Origin of the sequence: Nocardia sp. NPDC050793, from assembly GCF_040654065.1 — a bacterium.
Lineage (GTDB): Bacteria > Actinomycetota > Actinomycetes > Mycobacteriales > Mycobacteriaceae > Nocardia.
On the sequence record NZ_JBFAHG010000006.1, the window covers coordinates 138,614 to 160,271 of the forward strand.

Below are 21,658 nucleotides of genomic sequence, written 5' to 3' on the forward strand. Positions count from 1 at the left end.
GCCGAATGACCAAGCCGGTTGTCGAATTCCAAGAGGGCCCCGCGCCCACCGAGCTCGTGATCAAAGACCTTGTCGTGGGCGAGGGCAAGGAAGCCGTGCCCGGCGGCACCGTCGAGGTGCACTACGTCGGTGTCGAGTTCGAAAGCGGCGAGGAATTCGACTCGTCGTGGAAGCGTGGCGAATCCATCACCTTCCCGCTGCGCGGCCTGATCCAGGGCTGGCAGGACGGCATCCCCGGCATGAAGGTCGGCGGCCGCCGCCAGCTCACCATCCCGCCGGAGCTCGCCTACGGCCCGGCTGGTTCGGGCCACAACCTCTCCGGCAAGACCCTGGTCTTCGTGATCGACCTGCTGAACGCGAGCTGATCGGCGTCTTTGGCGCGCTGGCGCGCGCGTGTTCGCGGCCTCTTGTGTCTCGCGTCCGAGCGGTCGAGACTTGCGACTTCGTCGCGTGCGCTTCGACCGCTCGGAAGCGAGACGGCCGCGAACGGTCGCTCGTAAGACTCGCTCCGGGCGTGGGTGCTGATGCGCCTTGCTCGGTTCGGATCTAATGTGGCCCGCACTCCCTGGAGTGCGGGCCACGGTCGTATTCGGGGCGATCAGCTGGAACCGAAACGGCTTGGCTCTGCGTCGAAGCCGCGCTCACTCGCGGACGATTTCGACCGGGTCGGTGAGGGCGAGGGCGATGGCGGACTGCTGGGTGCTGCTGCGCATCGGTAGGGCGTCCATGGCCTTGCCGGTCTGCGTGTTGAGGTTGGTCACGATCTGCTGAAGCTGGGTGACCCCGCCGGTGAGCTGGCCGATCGCGTCGACCAGTTGCGCGCCACCCTGTTCGGCGAGCTGGGGGAGGCCCTCTGCGAGCTTGGCGCCCTCGTTGAGCTGGGCGCTGGCGGACTGGAGGCGTCCGACGACGGTCCGCAGCAGCGTGCCCAGATCGGTGTTCGGGTCGACTGCGCCGCCGACGAGCAGGTCGAGGCCGTCCAGCTGGGAGCCTGCCTGACCCGAAACGGCGCGTAGCGCATCGAGTTTGCCGATGACGTCGGCCAGCGCGGGGTCGTTGGCGAAGGGCAGCGCGCGCAGCAGCGGCAGGATCTGGTCCAGGCCGGTGCTGACGGTGCCCGCGGTCTGCTGTACCTGCGCGATCGTGATCCCGGTCGAATCCAGCGCCTCGGCAAGCTGATTCGCCTGCACGGCCGCGCCGTCGACGGTGTCGTTGAGCATGGCGATGGCCGAAGTCAGCTGCGCGGAGCCCTCTTTCGCGAATTCCAGGAAGCCGAGCAGCTGATCGGCGCCCGCGCTGAACTGATCGGTGCCCGAGGCCGCGGCATTCACCCCGGCGCTGAGCAGCTGGGCGGTGAACTGCACGCCGGTGAGCTGGCTGCGCGCCTGGGCGACGGCGGCCAGCGCGGCGTCGACGCCGGTCGCGCCGATGCGGTGCGTCACCGCTTGGACGGCCCCGTTCAACAGGTCGCCGTCGGCGTTGTCGTGCGCGGCGACGGTGACGATGGCGCGCTGCGGTTGCGGGCCTGCCAGCGTGCCCATGGATTGGGTGAGATCGGCGGGCAGCGTGATCACGGCCGCGTAGTCGGCTGCGTCGGCCTCACCTGGTTTCGCCATGGTCCACTCGTAGCCGGCGCCGTCCTGCTCCAGTGCCTGCACGATGCGCGCGCCCGTCGGCCCGGTGTCGGCATTGACCAGAGCTATCTTCGACGGCGCCGAACCCGGGCCCGCGCAGGCGGTGAGTCCACCTCCGATCACTCCTGCGGTGACGATCCCAACGGCGAGCAGGGCCCAGCGGGCGCGATGTCCGATCACGAAAGCCGACCCTAGGGACCGCTGCTAACGCTCCCGTTGGCGTTTCTCTGAGAGTTCGGTAAGGGCGCAAAGGATTTCGTTGCGCCGAACCGCGCTCACGCGATGTGCGCCACATCCGGACGAAGCGCGTCCTGACGCGCGACGGTTGTCAGCGGTTTCGGTAACCGGCCCCGTTCGACGGGAACTGATCGCTGACGCGATGCCGCTCCGGCAGATCCAGCACCAGCCGTGCGCCACCGAGGGGACTGTCCTCGAAGTACGCCCGCCCGCCGTGCAACTGGGCCTGCTGGGCGACCAACGCCAAGCCGAGCCCGGAGCCGCCCTTGCTTGCCTGGCTGCCGCGATAGAAACGGGCGAAGACGGCGTCGCGCTCCTCGACCGGAATGCCGCGCCCGTTGTCGTCGACGGCGATCACGATGTGGCCCCACGGCGTTCGGTGGGCGGAGACCACCGCCTCGGTGGCCCCGCCGTGCTTCACCGAGTTGGCGAGGGCGTTGTCCACCGCGAGGCGCAGGCCTGCGGGCAGGCCGCGGGTCACCAGTTCGGCGTCGGTCTCGATGCGCACAGTCAGGCCGGGGAAGTGGCGCATGGCGTCGTGCGCTGCCTGGTCGCACAGGTCGCCGACGTCGGTGTCCACGTGATCGCGTTCGTTGGTGAGATCGCCGGTGGCCAAACGTTCCAGCGCGGCCAGCGTGGTCTCCACCCGGCCCTGGCTGCGTTGCAGGTCGGCGAGGATCTCCGCGCGCTGCGTCTCGTCCAGGTCGAGGGTGCGCAGCACCTCGAGGTCGGTGCGCATGGCGGTGAGCGGGGTGCGCAGTTCGTGGGCGGAGACGGCGGCGAAGTCGCGCGCGGTTTCCAGCGCGGCCGCGGTCTCCTCCTGCGCCTGGTCCACCCGTTGCAGCATGCGGTTCACCGCGTCGGCCAGCTCCTCGGCCTCGTGCATGCCCTTGCCGTCGACCGGGGGCTGCGGATTGTCGCGATCGGGAAAGGCGCTGCGGGCGCCGACCTGGCTGGTGAGGTCGACGATCGGCCGCACAGCGCGGCCTGCGAGCAACCAGCCGAGCGCGCCCGCGGCCGCCACCGCGAGCAGCGCGCCGCCCATCACCCAGCGCTGCTGTTCCGCCGTGGCGCGAGCCGCTTCGTCTGCCGGAATGCCAAGGGAGACAGTGCGGCCCGGCGGTTGGTTCTCGGTCGTGGTGAGCACGCGGTACGGGACGCCGCCCACCGTGACGGTGCGCGATCCGGTGGACAGGTCGGGGAGCTGGACCGGGCTGCTCGCCACCACGGAACCCTTGTCGCGCACCGTGATCGCCATGTCGTCGTTGAGTCCGGTCAGCCCGAGCACGCCGACCGCGATCACCGGGTCGAGCAGGACGAGGCGGGACGAGACCGCGAGTTGCTGGTCGCTCTGCTGCAGATTGTTGCGCTCGATCGCCTGCACGGTGATCGCGCTCAACGCGGTCACGATGATGACAGCGCCTGCGGCCGCCGCGCCCGCCACTCGGGTGCGCAGCGAAAAGGTCTTGCTCCCACGGGTTTTCACGGCACGGCCGCATTCATTTCGGCGCTCGCAGGACGAATCCGACGCCGCGGATGGTGTGCAGCAGGCGGGGGGTGTCGCCGATCTCCAGCTTGCGGCGCAGATAACCGACGAAGACGTCCACGACATTGGTGTCGGCGGCGAAGTCGTAGCCCCACACCAGTTCCAGCAGACGCTCCCGGCTCAGCACCACGCCCACATTGCGCGCCAGCGTGGACAGCAGCTCGAATTCCCTTTTGGTCAGCTCGATTTCGGTGCCGTGCAGCAGGGCGCGATAACCCGCGACGTCGATCTCGAGCGGACCGACGGTGATGGCGCCGGGGGTCGCGGGGGCGGGCGTGTCGGTGCGGCGGCGCAGCAGCGCGCGGATCCGCGCCACGAGCTCGGCGAGCACGAACGGTTTCACCAGATAGTCGTCGGCGCCGGATTCCAGCCCGGCGATCCGGTCGTCCACCGAGGCGCGGGCGCTGAGCACGCAGATCGGTACCTCGTTGCCCAGGGCGCGCAGCGCGGTAACCACACCGGCACCGTCCAGCACCGGCATGTTCATGTCCAGCACGATGGCGTCGGGAGCGTGCTCGCTCACGCTGCGCAGCGCCGCGGCGCCGTCCCGGGCGACCAGCACCCGGAAACCGGACAGCCGCAGTCCGCGCTCGACGGAGGCGAGCACGTCCTCGTCGTCATCGACAACGAGGACGGTCGGCGTCGAGGTGGTCACGTCGTTCATTCTGCCGGTCCCGGGTGCGGTCGTCGGTCAGGCGTCGATCAGTAGTTGTGGCAGGCCGCCGCGACGGCCTGGATCGTCTCGCGCAGCCCCGCCGCGCGCGGATCGTTCTCCGCCTCGCGCGCGGCACCCGGGTTCTCGTCGACCAGGCGCTGGAACTCGGCGCGGCGCTGCTCCACCGGCTGGTCGAAGCGGCGCTGCAGCTCCGCCTTCCGAGCCGGGTTCGCGTCGAGCATCGCGGCCAGCTGCGGCGCCTTGTCGTGCAGCGCGGCGTCGACCTGGGCGAAGGTGCAGTCCGAGGCGAGCAGCGGCGCGGCCAGCTCCGCCGGGTCGGCGGACGCGAGCGCCGGGGAGAGCAGCATCGCCACCGTGGCCATGCCGCCAGCGGCCAGCGCGGCACGACCGGTGCGACGACGGAAAGAGTTCATCGAGAATGCCTCCAGTTCTTCGAGGGATCGAGCGAAAGCGCATCCGACGCTATTGCGAAGCGCTGGCACGCGTGTGAGCGATCCCTGAGAAAGTTCTGAGGGCACGATCGCCACCGGAAGGGAATCAGGACGGCGCAACGGGGTCCGAGTCGGGCAGGGTCGCCTCGCCGTTGTCCGACGCCGCGCTCGCCTCCTCGTCGGCCCTCGTGGTGATGATCTGATCCTCCAGCGCGGCGAGCACCGCGGGGTCTTCGATGGTGGAGGGCATGTCGTAGGTGTCGCCCGCGGTGATCTGCCGGATCGTCTTGCGCAGGATCTTGCCCGATCTGGTCTTCGGCAGCCCGGCGACGACGACCGCGTCGTGCAGCGTGGCGATCGCGCCGATATTCTCGCGCACCAAGGCGATCAGTTCCTCGCGCAACTGGGCCGGGTCGACCTCGACGCCTTCCTTGAGCACCACGTAGGCGATCGGGCGCTGGCCCTTGAGCTCGTCGGGCAGACCGATCACAGCGCACTCGGCCACCGCCTCGTGGCCCGCGATAGCGGCCTCGATGCTGCCAGCGGACAGTCGGTGGCCCGCCATATTGATCACGTCGTCGCTGCGGCCGAGGACGTAGAGGTAGCCGTCCTCGTCGAAGTAGCCCGAGTCGCCGGTCAGGTAGTGCCCGGGGAAGGCCGACATATAGGAGCGGCTGAACCGTGGCTCGTCCTGCCACAGCCCGGTCAGCGTGCCGGGCGGCATCGGCAGCCCGATGACGATATTGCCCTCGGTGCCCGCGGGGACGGGGTTGCCTTCGGCGTCCAGCACCCGCAACCGATAGCCGGGCACCGGCACCGATGCCGAACCCGGCTTGATCGGCAGCTCCTGCAGCCCGAGCAGGTTGGCGCAGATCGGCCAGCCGGTCTCGGTCTGCCACCAGTGGTCGACGACCGGGCAGTCGGGCCGGTCGGCCAGCAAGGTCCCGGTCGCCCACTCGTAGGTGGCCGGGTCGAGCCGCTCGCCCGCGCAGAACAGCGCGCGCAGCGAGGACAGGTCGTAGTTGCGGGCCAATTTGGCCTCGCCGTCCGCCTTGCGGATGGCGCGTAGCGCGGTCGGCGCGGTGAACAGCACCCGCACCCCGTATTCGGCGACCACCCGCCAGTACGCGCCCGAGTCGGGGGTGCCGACCGGCTTGCCCTCGTAGAGCAGCGTGGTCGCGCCGACGAGCAGCGGCGCGTAGACGATGTAGGAGTGGCCGACCACCCAGCCGACGTCGGAGGCGGCCCACATCACCTGGCCTGGCCCGACGTCGTAGATGTTGCGCATCGACCAGGCCAGCGCGACCGCGTGGCCGCCGTTGTCGCGGACGACGCCCTTCGGCTTCCCGGTGGTGCCCGAGGTGTAGAGGATGTAGAGCGGGTCGGTGGCCGCGACCGGCACCGGATCGGCGGGCTCCGCGTCGCGTACCGCGTCCTCCCAGTCCAGCCACTGCGCCGCGACGGTGGCTTCGGAGCTCGGCAGCGTCTCGGTGGCCGCCTGGGGCGCGGCGAAGGTGATCGGGGTGAACTGGTCGGGGCGCTGCTTGACGATCACGTGCCGCGGCGCGGTGGTCTCCGCGAGGTCGAGCGCCTGCAACACGATCGGCGGGTATTCGATCTTGCGACCCGGTTCGATGCCGCCGGAGGCGGTGACGATCAGCACAGGCTCGGCGTCATCGATGCGGGCGGCCAGTTCCGGGGCGGCGAAGCCGCCGAACACCACCGAGTGCACCGCGCCGATCCGCGCGCAGGCGAGCATCGCGATCACGGCTTCGGGGATCATCGGCAGGTAGATGACGACCCGATCGCCCTTGCGGACGCCGAGCCTGGTCATCGCGCCCGCGAAGGTGGCCACCTCGTCGAGCAGTTCGGCGTAGCTGAAAACGACCTTGGCGCCGGTCATAGCGGAGTCGTATATTAGGGCGGGCCGATCGGCCAGACCCCCCTCGTCGGCGGTGCCGGTGCGCACATGACGGTCGAGGGCGTTGAAGGAGGTATTGAGGCGGGCATCGGGAAACCACCTGGCTACGGGCCTGGCAGTGGGGTCGACGATCTGGCCGGGGGGCACCTCCCAGTCGATCGCTTCGGCCGCGCTGGTCCAGAATTCGGCGGGATCGACCAGGCTGGTCTGATAGACCGGTCGGTAGTCGTGCTTCGCGTGCCCACCAGTCGACCGGCCACCGCCCCCCACCGAATCACCCTGTGATGCTGTGCTCAAACCTGTGACTCCCTAGCTTCGCCTCGATGCCCGCCTCGATAGATCTGGATGATTGTGGCAGACTTCACGCGACGCCCGGGTGGGTGCCGCGACCTTTGGTTTTGCCTGGAACGGGCAGGTCAAGGCCCGTGGCTATACTCGATGTCGCCCAAGCTGTTATTGATCCGTTAGAATCTGATGTCACTTATTTCGGCCGTCGTAGACGCAATTTCTCGGCCAGCCGCAGTTCTCGGCCAGCTCCACCCGTCGAGCCAGCATGCGATTGTGGAGGTTCGCTGATGGCGCGCGCGAATGGGGCCAGTTTGGAAAGTGAGTGGGAGATGCGTGACGCCGCTAGGTCCGGCAAGAAGCGCTGGGCGCTCGGCAATTGGGACCTGCGCTGGAAGGTTACGGCGGTTCTTGCCGTGCCGCTGGCGGTCGCGGTGGGCCTCGGCGTGTCGAGGATTACCTCGGAGTTCACCGAGGCGAACCGCTTGGAAGGGGTCGCCAAGAACATCGAGGCGATCCCGGCCGTCACCGGCTTGAGTGCGAACGCGGCCACGGTCGCGGGTTCGCAGATGGTCTCGCTGTTGCCAGGCCAGAGCGTGGTGACCGACCAGAACCTCGCCGACCTCGACAAGGCGATCGGTGCCGCGCAGAGCGCGGTGGGCAACCTGTCCGGTCAGCCGAAGGCCGAGTCCGCGCTGCAGAACATGATCACCGAGGCCAAGGCGATCCTGTCCAGGGGCAAGGCCGCCGCCGACTCGGTGGAGGCGCTCGGCGGCATCGACCGGATTCGCAACGACAGCGTGCGCATCGTGGAGAGCACCGTCTCGCAGGTCTCCGACCCGGCGCTGGACGCCGCGAAGCTGCGCCTGGTCGACTCGCTCAACACCCGAGCCACCCTGGTCAGCGAGCTGGCCGCGTTCAACGACGTGCTGCACAGCACCGAGTCGGGTATCCAGTCCTTCCAGATCGCGGCCAACTCCGAGCGGCAGCTGCTCAACGTGCTCGCGCACCGCTTCCCCGACGGCGACGCCTCGATCGCGGATCTGCGTGCGGGCATCGAGAACCGCCTCTCGCTGCTGAACAGCCCGGAGGCGCAGGCGGGCAAGATTCCGCTCGGCGAGCTGAAGAACTCGCTGACCGGCAGCGTCGACGTCTACGAGCTCGTGGTCGCCAAGGCGACCAAGGACATCGACAGCGCGATGGACTCGCTCGCGGCCACCGCCAACCGCGACGCGTGGAGCTACACCGCGATCGTCATCGCGACCATCCTCGCCGCGCTGCTGCTCGCGGTGTTCGTCGCGCGCTCGATGATCGTGCCGCTGCACCGCCTGCGCCTCGCCGCGCTGCGCGTCGCCGAGAGCGACCTGCCGCACGAGGTCGCCCAGCTGCGTAACAACGCCAAGCCGGAGGACGTGCCGCTGGAGCCGATGCCGGTGCGAAGCACCGAGGAGATCGGCCAGCTCGCCCGCGCCGTCGACGACATCCACGGCCAGGCGCTGCGCCTCGCGAGTGACCAGGCGCAGATGCGTCGCCAGGTGAACGATATGTTCGAGACCCTGGCCAGGCGATCCAAGTCGCTGGTCGACCACCAGCTGACCCTCATCGAGGCGATGGAGTACGACGAGAAGGACCCCCGCCTGTTGGAGAACCTCTTCCGGCTGGACCATCTCGCTGCCCGTATGCGCCGTAACGGCGACAACCTGCTGATTCTGGCGGGTACCAAACAGCGCCGCGGCAAGTCCGCGCCGGTCGAGATCGCCGACGTGCTGCGCGCCGCGATCTCCGAGGTCGAGGACTACGAGCGCGTCAAGCTCGGCGCTACACCCCGCGGTTCGCTGAAGGAACCGGCCGCCTCCGACCTCGCGCACCTGTTCGCCGAGCTGCTCGACAACGCGCTGCGTGCCTCCCCGCCGGAGACCGACGTGAAGTTCACCTTCGCGCAGGCGCACGACCAGGGCATGCTCATCGAGGTCGCCGACCGAGGCATCGGTATGCCACCCGCGGAAATGGCGGAGATCAACAGGAAGCTCGAGCAGACCGCGGAACCGGGGCCCGACACCGCCCGGCACATGGGTCTGTTCGTGGTCGGCCGCTTGGCCGAGCGCCACGGACTCACCGTGCGGCTGCGCCCGACCTTCGACACCGCGCGCGATCCCGGTGTGACGGTGACGGTGCACGTGCCGATCGGACTGGTCGTCGCCGGGAAGCTGATCTCGGAACCGCAGCCCGTGACGCCGACGCCGACGCCGACGCCGTCGCCCGCCGCGCCGCAGCGTCAGTCGACGCCGGCGTCCATGCAGATGCGCTCGATCACCCGCACACCGGGCGGCAACATGATGGTCACCGTCGACCCCGGGGTGAGCGGACCGATTCCGGTCAGCAAGCCCGCCGAGACGAGCGACGCCGCGGATGGACTCCCGCAGCGTCAGCCCGGCAACTCGATGGCGACCGGACTGCGCCAGGACTCGGCGCAATCGAGCCCGTCCCTGCGTCCGCAGCCCGGCTCCAGCGGTCCGCAGCGCGGCAAGCTCGCCGCGGCGAGCCTGCCCAAGCGCAACCTGACCCCGGGCGGCCCGCCGCGGCCGCCGACGCCGCCGACCGTCAGCGGAGCGAAGCTGGGCGGCAACGATGCGCCGCCGCAGCGCGAGATGCCGAAGTCCGGCGATCTCCCGCAGCGCCAGCCGGGCACCAACGGCGTGCCGAATCCGAGCGCTGGCGGCGGCCTGCCGCAGCGCCAGCCCGGTACGAACGGCGCGCCAGCGCGAGACGCGGCCTCGGGTCTGTCTGCGCGCGATTCGGCAGCCAATGGCTTGCCGCAGCGTGATTCCGCCGCCGGTGGTCTGCCGCAGCGTGATCCCGCGGCGGGTGGTCTGCCGCAGCGTGATTCCGCGGCGGGTGGTCTGCCGCAGCGTCAGCCTGGCGCCAACGGAATGCCGCCGCGTAAACCGTCTTCCGGCCTGCCGCCGCGCGATTCCGCCGCGAACGGCCTGATGCCGCAGCGCGAGGCGCCGAACGGCCTGTCGCAACGGGACGCGGCGCCGACCGGCCTGCCGCAGCGCGACGCGGCGCCCAACGGTCTGCCGCAGCGGGAGCCCGGTGCGAACGGTGCGCCCGCACGCGACGCCTCCTCGGGTCTACCGCAGCGTGGCCCATCCTCGGGTGGTCTATCGCAGCGTGGGTCGGCCTCCGGTGGCTTGCCGCAGCGTGATTCCGCCGCGGGTGGTCTGCCGCAACGTGACGCCGCCTCCGGTGGCTTGCCGCAACGTGGTTCGGCCTCCGGCGGTCTGCCGCAGCGTGATTTCGCCTCCGGCAATTTGCCGCAGCGCGATTCGGCCTCCGGTGGACTACACCAGCGTGACTCGGCGTCCGGCGGTCTGCCGCAGCGTCAGCAAGGCGGCAACGGCCTGCCCCAGCGCGAGCCCGGCACCAGCGGCGCACCGCGGCGCGACCCGTCCGCGGGTGGTCTGCCGCAGCGGCCCGCCGCGGCGGACAGCCTGCCGCAGCGCGAGGCCCCCAACGGTCTGCCGCAGCGTCCTTCGGCGGCACCGTCGCCCACCGGCCTGCCGCAGCGGGAGCCGGGCGCCACGGTGATGCCGCAGCGCGAGGTGCCGCCGGGAGTCGGCCTGCCGCAACGGGAACGGACGGTGCAGCCCGCCGCGAGCCACGCGGAGCAGGAAGCAGCGCCGAGCGCCCCGACGACCGGCCGCGACCCGGGCAAGCACAGCTACCGGTCCAACCCGTCGAAGACGGCGTCCTTCTTCCAGACTCGCCTGCAACCCGCCGATGAGTCCGGGTCGCCGATGGACAGCCCGATCTTCGCCGAGATGATGTCGGCGTGGCTGGCCGATCCGAACCCGGATCGGTCCCAGATCGCGGCCTCCTTCGAGTCGCCGGGCGACGAGGGTTGGCAGGCCGCACGCCGGGCCAGTGAGGCGCAAGCGGAAACAAAAACGGCTGCGGGCTTGCCTCAACGCAATCCGGGCGGGAGGCTGGTCCCCGGCGCCGTCAGCGGCTCCGCGGGTCGGGCTGCGAGCCGAGATCCGGAATCGATCAGGTCCAGCTTGAGCCGTCACCAGCAGGGCGTCCGGGATGGCCGTGCGATGAGAGAAATGAACCTAACCGGAGACAAAGGAGACCGATGAACCCCGATCTAGGTGGTACGAACCGTCAGCTGGATTGGCTGGTTTCGAACTTCGCCAACGAGGTTCCTGGCGTAGCTCATGCCGTCCTGGTCTCGGCTGACGGGCTACTCATGGCCGCAAGCGCCCAGCTGCCTGTCGACCGCGCTGAACAGCTCTCGGCGGTCACCGCCGGCCTGGCCAGCCTCTCGGTCGGCGTCTCGAACCTGTTCGAGGGCGGCACGGTGTTGCAGTCGGTCGTGGAGATGGAACACGGATACCTGCTGCTGATGGCGGTCGGCGACGGCTCCTATCTCGCGGTGCTGACCAACACGTCCTGCGATATCGGACAGGTCGGCTACGAGATGGCTCTGTTGGTCGAGCGTGTTGGCCAGACGGTACAGGCCACGCCACGCGTCACGATGGGTTCCTGATGGTGGGATGGACATAGAAGATCACCGCGTGGGGAGCGCCGAGCCGAGCCTCGTTCGCCCATACTCGTTGACCGCGGGCCGCACCAGGCCCACGGTCGAGTTGGCGCTAGAGGCCCTCGTCGCGTCGCATCCGGTCGCCCTGGAGCGGCAGTTCGAACTGACCAACATCGAAACGTCAATCGTGGAGTTGTGCAGAGAATCGCCGTCCGTTGCCGAAGTAGCGGCTCGACTCGGAATTCCGATAGGTGTGGCACGGGTACTCGTTGCCGACCTGATCGAGGCCGGTCATGTACGCGTTTCCGCGACTTTGAAAGACGATTCCAGCGACGATGAACGTCGCGAGCTGATCGAAAGGGTTCTCAGTGGACTCCGGCGTATTTGATTCGACGGCACAGGTCGATACCCGCACCAGCAAGCCCACCTCGGCGAAGATCGTGGTCGCTGGTGGCTTCGGTGTCGGCAAGACCACGCTGGTCGGTGCCGTCTCGGAGATCGTTCCGCTGCGTACCGAGGCATTGGTGACCAATGCCAGTACCGGAATCGATAATCTGACCGGCATTCCGATGAAGTCCACCACCACGGTGGCCATGGACTTCGGCCGGATCAGCCTCGCGGACGATCTGGTGCTGTATCTGTTCGGTACGCCGGGCCAGTACCGGTTCTGGTTCATGTGGGACGACCTGATCCGCGGCGCCATCGGCGCCGTGGTGCTCGTCGATACCCGCAGGCTGGAGGACAGTTTCGCGGCCGTCGACTACTTCGAGGCGCGCAACCTACCGTTCCTGGTTGCGCTCAACGAGTTCGACGACGCACCGCGTTATCCGATCGAGGACATCCGGCAGGCACTCGCGGTGCCCGCGGACGTGCCGATCCTGTCCATCGACGCGCGGCGGCGCGAGCCCGCCAAGCAGGCGCTGGTTTCGCTCACCGAATACGCCCTGCGCAAGGTGATGCAGGGCTACTGATCACGGGGACGGCCGCGGCTCGCCGCGGCCGTCTCGTCATCGAACGATCCGCGGCGCGGGCGGCTGTGCCGTCCGACCGTGCGGATATGCTCGCGCGATGCGAATTTCGGCGCGGGAGTGGCTCGGGCGACTGCTCGACGCGGAGTCGTTCGTCAGCTGGGATCGGCCACCACTCGAGGTGGCCGCGTCCCCGCGCTACCGCGAGGATCTGCGTAAGGCTTCGTCGGCGGCGGGCACCGACGAGTCTGTGCTCACCGGCGAGGGTTTGCTGCGCGGCAGGCGGGTGGCCGTGATCGCCTGCGAGTTCGGGTTCCTGGCCGGCTCGATCGGCGTCGCGGCGGCCGAACGCATCGTCGCGGCCGTCGAGCGGGCCACCGAACTCGGCCTGCCCCTCGTCGCGTCACCGACCTCCGGCGGCACCCGCATGCAGGAGGGCACCATCGCGTTCGTGCAGATGGTGAAGATCGCGGGCGCGGTCGCCGCGCACAAAGCCGCGGGCCATCCCTATCTCGTGTACCTGCGCGACCCGACCATGGGCGGGGTGTTCGCGTCGTGGGGCTCGCTCGGCCACATGACCTTCGCGCAGCCGGGTGCGCTGATCGGCTTCCTCGGCCCGCGCGTCTACAAGGCCCTGTACGGCACGGACTTCCCGGAGGGCGTGCAGGTCGCGGAGAACCTGTACCACCGCGGTGTCATCGACGGCGTAGTGCCGGTGCACGTCTTCCGCAGGATCGCCCATCGCGCGCTGAGCGTGCTCAGCGGAGAAGTACGCGACGAAGAGCAGGCCGCGGATCAGCGTCCCGGTCCGGATCCGGGTGGCACAGCCGCCGATGCCGATGCCGCCTGGCACTCCGTGCTGGCCTCGCGCCGCCCCGATCGCCCGGGCCTCCGCGACCTGTTGCGCCATGTGACGCAACGGGTTCCGCTCAGCGGCACCGGCCAAGGCGAGACCGATCGCAGCGTGGTGCACGCACTCGCCAGATTCCGCGGGCAGCCCTGCGTGGTCTTCGGCCACGACCGCACCGGACGGCTCGGGGAGACCATGGGACCTGCCGCGCTGCGCGAGGCGCGCCGCAGCATGGCGTTGGCCGAGGAGTTGCGACTGCCGCTGGTGCTGGTGATCGACACGGTGGGCGCGGCGCTGTCCAAGGAGGCCGAGGAGCGCGGGCTCGCTCCCGAAATCGCCCGCTGCATCTCCGATCTGGTGACCTTGGGCACCCCGACCATCTCGGTGCTGCTCGGCCAGGGCACCGGCGGCGGCGCGCTCGCGCTGCTGCCCGCCGACCGGGTCCTGGCCGCCACCAACGCGTGGCTCGCGCCGCTGCCTCCGGAAGGCGCCAGCGCGATCGTCTTCCGCGACACCGAGCACGCGCCGGAACTCGCCGCCGCCCAACGCATCAGCGCGCACGCTCTGCTCGCCGACGGCATCGTCGACCGCATCGTCCCGGAGCACCCCGATGCCGCCGACGAACCGGTCGACTTCGCCCTCCGCATGGTCGCCGCCATCGGCGCGGAACTGGCCCGCTTGCGCGCATTGCCCCTGCACGATCTCGAACGCGCCCGCCACCAGCGCTACCGCAGGCTCGGGCTTCCTGCGGCCTACTGAACCGAGCTCGCGCGCTGGACCGCCCTCGTCCGCTATCAATCCGCAACGGGTTCCGCTATCGACCGGCAACGAGATCCGCTTCCCGCGCGGCTGACCGAGCGCGCGGGCGAAATACCCAGTTCAGGCGCTTTGTCGCGAGTGAACACGCGGGTAAGCGTCGTTGACGGTTCGCCCGCGCACTTCTACGGTCGGACGGGTGACCTTCCGAAGCGAGACCTCCGCCGTGCCGTCGATCGTGCTGAACGACGGCAATGTCATCCCGCAGCTCGGGTTCGGCGTGTTCCAGGTGCCGCCTGAGGATGCGGCGGGCGTCGTCACCGCCGCGCTCGAGGCTGGCTACCGCAGCATCGACACCGCCGCGATCTACGGCAACGAGGAGGGCACCGGGCGGGCGATCCGCGCGTTCGGCCTGCCCCGCGACGAGGTCTACGTCACCACGAAGCTGTGGAACGCCGACCAAGGCTACGAATCCACGTTCCGCGCCTTCGACGCGAGCATGGCCAAGCTCGGCCTGGACTACCTGGATCTGTACCTGATCCACTGGCCGGTGGCCATCGCCGACAAGTTCGTCGACACCTTCCGCGCCTTCCAGGAACTCAAGCGCCAGGGCCGGGTCCGCTCGATCGGTGTGTCCAACTTCACCGTGGCGAACCTGCGCCGGGTGATCGAGGAGACCGGCGAGATCCCGGCGGTCAACCAGATCGAGCTGCACCCCGGTCTCGCCCAGCATGAGCTGCGCGAATTCCACGCCGCGAACGCCATCGCCACCGAGGCGTGGAGCCCGCTCGGCCAGGGCACCCTGCTCGAGGACAAGACCATCACCGCGATCGCGAACGAGCTCGATCGCACCCCGGCGCAGGTGATCATCCGGTGGCACCTGCAGCTCGGCAACATCGTCATCCCGAAGTCGGTCACGCCGTCGCGCATGGCCGCCAACTTCGACGTGTTCGGCTTCGATCTCGCCCCCGAACAGGTCGACGCCATCGACGCGCTCGACCGCGGCGGCCGCCTCGGCCCGAACCCGGACAGCTTCACCGCCGGGCTCTGATCGGGCGGCTCAGCGGCGGTCGCCGATACCGAGGTATTCCGTCAGCTCGACGGCGGCCGCCCGGCCCGCGCGGTTCGCGCCGATGGTGCTCGCCGACGGACCGTAGCCGATCAGATGGATGCGCGGATCGACGGCGACCTGCGTCGCGAGACGCCCGGTCATGGTGATCCCGCCGCCGGGCCCGCGCAGCCGCAGCGGAGCCAGATGGTCCAGCGCGCTGCGGAACCCGGTGGCCCACAGGATGACATCGGCACGCTGGAACGTGCCGTCCGCCCAGCGCACCCCGTCGGGTTCGATGTGGTCGAACATCGGTTGCCTGCGCAGGGCGCCGCGCGCGTCGGCGGCGCGCAGCCGGTCGTCCCAGCGCAAGCCGGTCACCGAGACCACCGAACCCGGCGGCAGGCCGTTACGCACCCGATCCTCCACCAGCGCCACCGCCGCCCGGCCCGCCTCGTCGGTGAACTCCGCGTCGCGGAACACCGGCTCGGTCCTGGTGACCCAGGTGGTCGTGGTGACCTTCGAGATCTCGTCGAGCAGCTGCACCGCGGAGATGCCGCCGCCGACGACCACCACGTGCTTTCCGGCGAACTCCTCGGCGGTCCGATAGTCGCGGGTGTGCAGCTGACGCCCCGCGAAGGCCTCCTGACCTCGGTAGCGGGGGATGAACGGCCGCTCCCAGGTCCCGGTGCCGTTGATCAGTCCGCGCACCCGGATCGTGCCCGCGGTGTCGGTCTCGGCGGTGAGGACGGCCCCGCGTCCGTCGCAGCGCAGGCCGTCCTCGGTGCGGTCGCACACCACGCCGACGGACACCGGCCTCCGCACCCGAAGATCGAAGCGCTTCTCGTACAGCTCGTAATAGTGCGGCACGGCCGTCGCCGCGGGCACGCTTTCCGAGCCGGGCGGCAGGGTCTCGGCGAACGACATCCCCGGCAGATCGTGCACCCGGTTGGCGGTGGCGATCGTGAGCGATGGCCAGCGGAACTGCCACGCGCCGCCCGGTCCCGGCGCGTGGTCGACGACGAGAAAGTCCGCCTCCGGGCGCAGCCCGAGGCGGCGGAGGTGGTAGCCGGCCGACAGCCCCGCCTGACCAGCGCCGATCACCAGGATGTCGAAGTCGGTCGGCACAGCCGCCGATGGTATCGCCTTCGACACCCCGCGTTGCCGCCTATGGCAGAGTAAAAGCAACCAAACGACACGTTTCAGTCGGGGAGGATGCATGCTCGGAGTTAGCCGAGATGGTGACATCGTCACCATCGAATTACAACGCGAGGAGCGGCGCAATGCGCTCGACCACGAGCTCGTGATCCGGCTGCGCGAGGCCGTGCTAGCCGCTGTCGCCGACGAGGCGCGGGTGATCGTGCTCACCGGGCGCGGCCCGATCTTCAGCGCGGGCGCCGACCTGTCCGGCGTCCACTCCGACGAATTCCTCTCCGATCTGCTCGACATGCTGCACACCATCGAGTCGGTCCCGGTGCCGGTGATTTCCGCGATCAACGGCGGCGCGCTCGGCGCGGGCGTGCAATTGGCGCTCGCCTCGGATCTGCGGGTGATCGGGCCGGATGCCTACATCGCCATTCCGGCCGCCAAGCTCGGCATCACCGTGGACCGATGGACTGTGCGGCGGCTGGTCTCGCTGATCGGCGGCGGTCCGGCTCGCACCGTTCTGCTTGGCGCCGAACGGATTCCGGCCGCCGACTGTTATTCCCTCGGCTTCGCCAACAAACTCGGCACTCTCGCCGACGCGCAGGAGTGGGCGAAATCGATCGCGAAGCTGGCGCCGCTTTCGCTGCGCCACATGAAACTGGTGCTCAACGACGACGGCACCCGCGAACCGGAATCCGTGCAGCAGCGCGCGGCGCTCGAGGCCGCGTGGACCAGCGCCGACGCCAAAGAGGGGTGGTTGGCGCGGATGGAGAAGCGCGCGGCGAAGTTCGTGGGGCGATGATGAGGACGAGGAAGATGCTCGGTTTCGCAGCGGCAGCGGCCGGTCTCACCTGGGTGGTCAGGGCTGCGTGGGGCATACCGGAGGCGATCGGCGCCTCGATGTCGGCCATCCAGCCGTACGCGGCAGGGGCGGTGAGCTATCGCGACCGCCAGTTCCACAATAACGAGCCGAGCACCCAGATCGCGGCGAGTTCGGTTCCCTCCCTGCTGTATTCGGCGTTCACCAAGCGCAACGCCGGGCGCCCGCGCGGGGTGGTTCCACTGCAGAAGCCGCAGCCGCCCGCCGAGGCCGCCGATCTCGCGGTGACTTGGTACGGACACGCGTCGGCGCTGATCGAGGTGGACGGATACCGGATCCTCGCCGATCCCGTATGGAGCGAACGGGTTTCGCCCTCGCCGCTGGTCGGCCCCGCGCGGTTGCATCCGGTGCCCGTCCCGCTCGCCGAGCTGCCGCAGGTGGACGCGGTGATCATCTCCCACGACCATTACGACCACCTGGACAAGGAGACCATCCGGGCGCTCGTGGCCGGGCAGTCCACACCGTTCCTTGTCCCGATCGGAATCGGCGCGCACCTGCGGCACTGGGGTGTCCCCGAGCATCGCATCGTGGAATTGGATTGGGGCGGTTCGATTTCGCTTGCCGCGCTGGGCCGGGAGCGGGACGGGTCCGATCTGGTGCTCACCTGCACCGAGGCGCGTCACTTCTCCGGCCGCGGCCTGGTACGGAACACCACGCTGTGGGCGTCCTGGTCCATCGTCGGCCCGACGCGGCGGGTGTATTTCGGCGGCGACACCGGCTACACCAAGGCGTTCGCCGAGGCGGGCGCGGCGCTCGGCCCCTTCGACCTGACGCTGCTGCCGATCGGCGCCTACGACGAGCGCTGGGCCGACGTGCACATGAACCCGGAGGAGGCGGTGCGCGCGCACGCCGATCTGTGCATCGGCGATCCCGGCCACGGCCTGCTGGTGCCGATCCACTGGGCGACGTTCAATCTGGCCTTCCACGGCTGGTCGGAGCCGGTGCACCGGATGGTCGCCGCCGCGCAGGACGTGGGCACCTCGATCGCGGTGCCGATGCCGGGACAGCGCCTGTTGCCGAACGCCCTGCCTCCCGGCGATTCGTGGTGGGAAAATGTAGGTTGACCCGTCGGTATCTCCGACACCCGATTGGCGGCAGGAAAGGAACGAGGGCGATGAGCCTGACGGACACTCTGAAGGGCCTGGTCGGTAAGGGCAAGGAAGCGGCGGCCAAGAACGCGGGCAAGATCAACGAGGCCGTCGACAAGGCAGGCGACTTCATCGACCAGAAGACGCACGGTAAGTACACGGACAAGATCGAAAAGGGCAAGGAAGCCGCCAAGAAGGTGGTTCCGCCGGAGCAGCCCGGCCAGCCGGGCCAGGGCCCGACACCGCAGGCCTGAGGATCGCACGGCCGGGGACCGCCGACCTGTCGGTCCCCGGCCGTACTATCGAGTCATGGTGTCCCGCCGTGCATTCGGTGGTGGTCCGGGCCGACCCGATGTCGAGGTCGAACTCAGCAACCTCGACAAGGTGCTGTATCCGGCGACCGGGACCACCAAAGGCGAGGTGATCGCCTACTACGCGGCCATCGCTCCGGCGATGCTGCCGCATATCGCCGGGCGTCCGGTGACGAGAAAGCGCTGGCCCAACGGGGTCGACCACCCCTCCTTCTTCGAAAAGAATCTCGCCGAACACGCGCCCTCCTGGATCGAGCGCCGCGCGCTCGCGCATTCCGATCGGCGGGTGGTCTATCCGCTGATCGATTCCGAGGCGGGTCTGGCCTGGATCGGGCAGCAGGCGTCGCTGGAAGTCCATGTGCCGCAATGGCGTTTCGACGACGACGAGATGGGTCCGGCCACCCGGCTCGTCTTCGACTTGGATCCGGGGCCTGGCGTCGGCCTCGCGGAATGCGCGACGGTCGCCCTCGCAGTGCGGGACATGGTCGAGGGCATCGGATTGCACGCGTATCCGGTCACCAGCGGCAGCAAGGGCATTCACCTCTACGTGCCGCTGGATCGAGTGCTGAGTCCCGGCGGCGCGTCGACGGTGGCCAAGCAGGTGGCGGGCAATCTGGCGAAGCTGCACCCTGATCTGGTCACGGCCACCATGGCCAAATCCGTGCGGCGCGGCAAGGTGTTCCTGGACTGGAGTCAGAACAACCCGGCCAAGACCACCATCGCGCCCTATTCGCTGCGCGGACGCACCGAGCCCAACGCCGCGGCGCCGCGCACGTGGGAAGAGGTCGAGAAGCGGAAGAAGCTGCGGCACTTGCGTTTCGACGAAGTGCTCGCGCGCTGGCGGGATGACGGCGATCTGCTCGCCGGGCTGGACCCGCCGGATGCGGGCGGCGCCGACGCGCTGAGCAAGTACCGTTCCATGCGCGATCCGGCCCGCACCCCGGAGCCGGTGCCGTCGGCGCGGCCCGTCGCCGGCGCCGGAAATCGGTTCGTGGTGCAGGAACATCACGCGCGTCGCCTGCACTGGGACGTGCGGCTCGAACGCGACGGCGTCCTGGTGTCCTGGGCGGTGCCGAAGGGCCCGCCGACGTCGTCGCGGCAGAACCGCCTCGCGGTGCGCACCGAGGATCATCCGCTGGAGTACCTGCATTTCCACGGCGAGATTCCCAAGGGGGAGTATGGCGCCGGGGAGATGACCATCTGGGATACCGGCACTTACGAGACCGAGAAGTGGCGCGACGACGAGGTGATCGTCCGGTTCCACGGCGAGCGGCTCACCGGCCGCTACGCGCTCATCCAGACCAACGGCAACCAGTGGCTGATGCATCTCATGCGTGATCAGCAGCCGGAATCGGAAGATGTCGAGACACAGCAGGATTCGTCTCCGGGCAAGGGGAAGCGAGCGTCGTCCAACGGATCCGGCGGCGAGTCCGCCGCGACCGAACCGCAGGCACCGGCAGGCAGCGACGCGCCGTTTCCCCGCGGTCTCGCGCCGATGCTGGCGACCTCCGGCGACGTGGGCGAACTGGACGAGGTCGAATGGTGCTTCGAGACGAAGTGGGACGGCTTCCGCCTGATCGCCGAGATCGATTCCGGCGCAGCGACCTTGCGCAGCCGCGCGGGCAACGTGGTGACCTCGCGCTACCCGGGTCTCCAGGTGCTCGCGAAGGAGCTCGACGGCCACCGGGTCGTGCTGGACGGCGAGGCCGTCGTCTTCGATGACCACGGCGTCGCGAATCTGGGCCTGCTGCAAGCGGATGCGGCCCGCGCCGTCTTCGTCGCCTTCGACGTGCTGTATCTGGACGGCACCTCGCTGGTGCGCAAACGCTATTCGGATCGCAGGCGAGTGCTGGAGGCGCTCGCCGCCAACGCGCCTTCGTTGCGCGTGCCGCCCCGGCTGGACGGTCCAGGGTCCGTGGCGCTGCACTACAGCCAGGAGCACGCCATGGAGGGCGTCGTCGCCAAGCGCAAGGACTCGGTGTATCTGCCTGGCAAGCGCGGACATTCGTGGGTCAAACAGCGTAATTGGCGCACCCAGCGGGTGGTGGTCGGCGGCTGGCGGCGCAGCGATGCGCGCGAGTTCAAGTCGCTGCTCGTCGGAATTCCCTACCGGGACCGGTTGATCTACGTGGGTCGCGTCGGCACCGGTTTCGGCGAGTCGGGTATGCGGGAGCTGGCCGCCAGGCTGCGCAAGCTGGAACGCAAGACCAGCCCGTTCGACAATCCGCTGACCGCCGAGGAATGCAAGGAAGCGGTGTGGGTGACCCCGAAAGTCACGGGCACCGTGCGCTTCATGAACTGGACCGAGGCCGGTCGGCTCTGGCATCCGGGTTGGGTCAGCCAGACCGGCTGACGCGTGGAGCGATAGCGATTGCCAATGGTTTGCCAGATCGGTCGCGCGCGGGCTCGGTATCGTGAATTCGCGGTTGTTTCAACTCGAGAACGCCGCCAAGAAAGCCATCCGAAAGGAAGGCTGATCGGATCATCCCGTCGTCCGGCCCCGCGCCGGACGACGGGACGGTCTCACTCCTTCTCGCCCGCGAGCAGTGGCGTGATGGTCGCGGAGTCCGTCACGATCGCGTGCCCGTGGAACTCGAAATCCTCGTAGGCGCGGGCGATCGCGTCCTGATCGCGGCCGCCGCACGCGTCGCTGATCACCACCGGGACGAACCCGAGGTCGGTGGAATGGGCGATGGTCGGCGCGATGCCGATCTCCATCGCGACGCCCATGATCGCGTACGCCCCGATGCCGAGATCCCGTAGCGTGCTGGTCAGCGGGGTGCCCTCGAAGGCCGACATCGAGGTCTTGTCGAAGACGATCTCGTCGGGCCGCGGCCGCAGCTCCTGCACCAGCTCGAAGGCCGGGGTGTCGCGCTGCAGAATGGGTTTCAGCTCGTCGACCGAGTCCACCCGCTGCCAGCTCATCGCCATCCGGAGCGCGAACTTGCCGCTGAGCCGGTGCGGTAGGAAGAAGTGCCGCAGGAAGATCACCGGGTAGCCCCCGCGCCGGGCCGCCTCGACCACGGGCACCACCCGCTGGATGATCTCCGGGCCGTCCGGCAGCTGCCCCAGCACCCCAACCTGCATGTCGTAGACGATCACCGCCATTCGATCCGGGCCGCACACATCGGCGAGCCCCTCGGGGATGTCCAGTCCGTTGCCGTACCGCATGGTCAGCTCTCCTTCTCGATGATCGAACGTCGCCGAGATTCCGGGGCGGCGATTCGGTTGCGCTGAGGGCACTTTCGCACCACTGTAACCACGCGCGCCGACGTGGTTGCCGGGCGGCCGCCCCCGCAGTACCGTCGAGTGTGTCGAGGCGGAGATGGACGCGC

18 protein-coding genes are annotated in these 21,658 nt (G+C 69.3%); 11 read left to right on the top strand and 7 right to left on the bottom strand.

The features are described 5' to 3' along the window. Nucleotides 1–5: 5 nt before the first annotated feature. Entirely contained in the window at nt 6–365 is a 360-nt protein-coding gene (locus AB0H50_RS22165; protein WP_357455675.1) for an FKBP-type peptidyl-prolyl cis-trans isomerase, read from the top strand. Nucleotides 366–641: 276 nt separating this feature from the next. Here AB0H50_RS22165 and AB0H50_RS22170 read toward each other — a convergent pair whose 3' ends face one another. The 5 genes from AB0H50_RS22170 to AB0H50_RS22190 all read right to left on the bottom strand — a co-directional run bounded on the left by AB0H50_RS22170 (nt 642) and on the right by AB0H50_RS22190 (nt 6,715). After that, on the bottom strand, nt 642–1,814 hold the full coding sequence (locus AB0H50_RS22170) for a hypothetical protein (protein WP_357455678.1): 1,173 nt from the start codon (nt 1,812–1,814) through the stop codon (nt 642–644). A 148-nt stretch (nt 1,815–1,962) separates the two neighbouring features. Continuing rightward, a complete protein-coding gene (locus AB0H50_RS22175) occupies nt 1,963–3,357 on the bottom strand; it encodes a HAMP domain-containing sensor histidine kinase (RefSeq protein ID WP_357455681.1) in 1,395 nt (464 codons plus the stop codon). 13 nt (nt 3,358–3,370) lie between these two features. Further along, nucleotides 3,371–4,081: a response regulator transcription factor gene (locus tag AB0H50_RS22180; protein ID WP_357455684.1), complete on the bottom strand. Its 711-nt coding sequence runs from the start codon at nt 4,079–4,081 to the stop codon at nt 3,371–3,373. Between the two features lie 38 nt (nt 4,082–4,119). Continuing rightward, nucleotides 4,120–4,506, bottom strand: a complete 387-nt coding sequence (locus tag AB0H50_RS22185; RefSeq protein WP_357455687.1) for a hemophore-related protein — start codon at nt 4,504–4,506, stop codon at nt 4,120–4,122. A 124-nt stretch (nt 4,507–4,630) separates the two neighbouring features. Then, nucleotides 4,631–6,715, bottom strand: a complete 2,085-nt coding sequence (locus AB0H50_RS22190; protein ID WP_357456131.1) for an AMP-binding protein — start codon at nt 6,713–6,715, stop codon at nt 4,631–4,633. Nucleotides 6,716–7,062: 347 nt separating this feature from the next. Between AB0H50_RS22190 and AB0H50_RS22195 the strand changes: the two genes are divergently transcribed. The 6 genes from AB0H50_RS22195 to AB0H50_RS22220 all read left to right on the top strand — a co-directional run bounded on the left by AB0H50_RS22195 (nt 7,063) and on the right by AB0H50_RS22220 (nt 14,901). Beyond that, nucleotides 7,063–10,872: an ATP-binding protein gene (locus tag AB0H50_RS22195; protein WP_357455690.1), complete on the top strand. Its 3,810-nt coding sequence runs from the start codon at nt 7,063–7,065 to the stop codon at nt 10,870–10,872. Further along, complete coding sequence (locus AB0H50_RS22200; RefSeq protein WP_011207200.1) at nt 10,869–11,282, top strand: roadblock/LC7 domain-containing protein; 414 nt, start codon at nt 10,869–10,871, stop codon at nt 11,280–11,282. The genes AB0H50_RS22195 and AB0H50_RS22200 overlap by 4 nt, the downstream gene beginning before the upstream one ends. Nucleotides 11,283–11,289: 7 nt before the next feature. Continuing rightward, nucleotides 11,290–11,664: a DUF742 domain-containing protein gene (locus AB0H50_RS22205; RefSeq protein ID WP_067785475.1), complete on the top strand. Its 375-nt coding sequence runs from the start codon at nt 11,290–11,292 to the stop codon at nt 11,662–11,664. Beyond that, the gene (locus AB0H50_RS22210; RefSeq protein WP_174414979.1) at nt 11,645–12,247 is read left to right on the top strand and encodes an ATP/GTP-binding protein; all 603 of its coding nucleotides are present in this window, start codon (nt 11,645–11,647) and stop codon (nt 12,245–12,247) included. Before AB0H50_RS22205 ends, AB0H50_RS22210 begins: the two co-directional genes overlap by 20 nt. A 97-nt stretch (nt 12,248–12,344) precedes the next feature. Next, nucleotides 12,345–13,853 carry a carboxyl transferase domain-containing protein gene (locus AB0H50_RS22215; RefSeq protein WP_357455693.1) on the top strand — a complete coding sequence of 503 codons (1,509 nt, stop codon included), beginning with the start codon at nt 12,345–12,347 and terminating at the stop codon, nt 13,851–13,853. 196 nt (nt 13,854–14,049) lie between these two features. Next, complete coding sequence (locus AB0H50_RS22220) at nt 14,050–14,901, top strand: aldo/keto reductase (protein ID WP_357455695.1); 852 nt, start codon at nt 14,050–14,052, stop codon at nt 14,899–14,901. 9 nt (nt 14,902–14,910) lie between these two features. Here AB0H50_RS22220 and AB0H50_RS22225 read toward each other — a convergent pair whose 3' ends face one another. Further along, nucleotides 14,911–16,026 carry an NAD(P)-binding domain-containing protein gene (locus tag AB0H50_RS22225; protein ID WP_357455697.1) on the bottom strand — a complete coding sequence of 372 codons (1,116 nt, stop codon included), beginning with the start codon at nt 16,024–16,026 and terminating at the stop codon, nt 14,911–14,913. A 91-nt stretch (nt 16,027–16,117) separates the two neighbouring features. On the opposite strand from AB0H50_RS22225, the gene AB0H50_RS22230 reads away from it, so the two are divergent. The 4 genes from AB0H50_RS22230 to AB0H50_RS22245 are packed head-to-tail and all read left to right on the top strand — an operon-like array spanning nt 16,118 to nt 20,676. Then, nucleotides 16,118–16,846, top strand: a complete 729-nt coding sequence (locus AB0H50_RS22230) for an enoyl-CoA hydratase (RefSeq protein ID WP_357455699.1) — start codon at nt 16,118–16,120, stop codon at nt 16,844–16,846. Further along, nucleotides 16,846–17,988 (top strand): MBL fold metallo-hydrolase, encoded by a 1,143-nt coding sequence (locus AB0H50_RS22235; RefSeq protein ID WP_357455702.1) that lies wholly within the window; start codon nt 16,846–16,848, stop codon nt 17,986–17,988. The genes AB0H50_RS22230 and AB0H50_RS22235 overlap by 1 nt, the downstream gene beginning before the upstream one ends. Nucleotides 17,989–18,038: 50 nt before the next feature. Beyond that, entirely contained in the window at nt 18,039–18,266 is a 228-nt protein-coding gene (locus tag AB0H50_RS22240; RefSeq protein WP_357455704.1) for an antitoxin, read from the top strand. 55 nt (nt 18,267–18,321) lie between these two features. Next, nucleotides 18,322–20,676, top strand: coding sequence for an ATP-dependent DNA ligase (locus tag AB0H50_RS22245; protein ID WP_357455707.1), 2,355 nt, complete (start codon nt 18,322–18,324; stop codon nt 20,674–20,676). A gap of 170 nt (nt 20,677–20,846) precedes the next feature. Here the strand turns inward: AB0H50_RS22245 and AB0H50_RS22250 are convergent, their stop codons facing one another. After that, on the bottom strand, nt 20,847–21,494 hold the full coding sequence (locus tag AB0H50_RS22250) for an isochorismatase family cysteine hydrolase (RefSeq protein WP_357455710.1): 648 nt from the start codon (nt 21,492–21,494) through the stop codon (nt 20,847–20,849). Between the last annotated feature and the right edge of the window lie 164 nt (nt 21,495–21,658).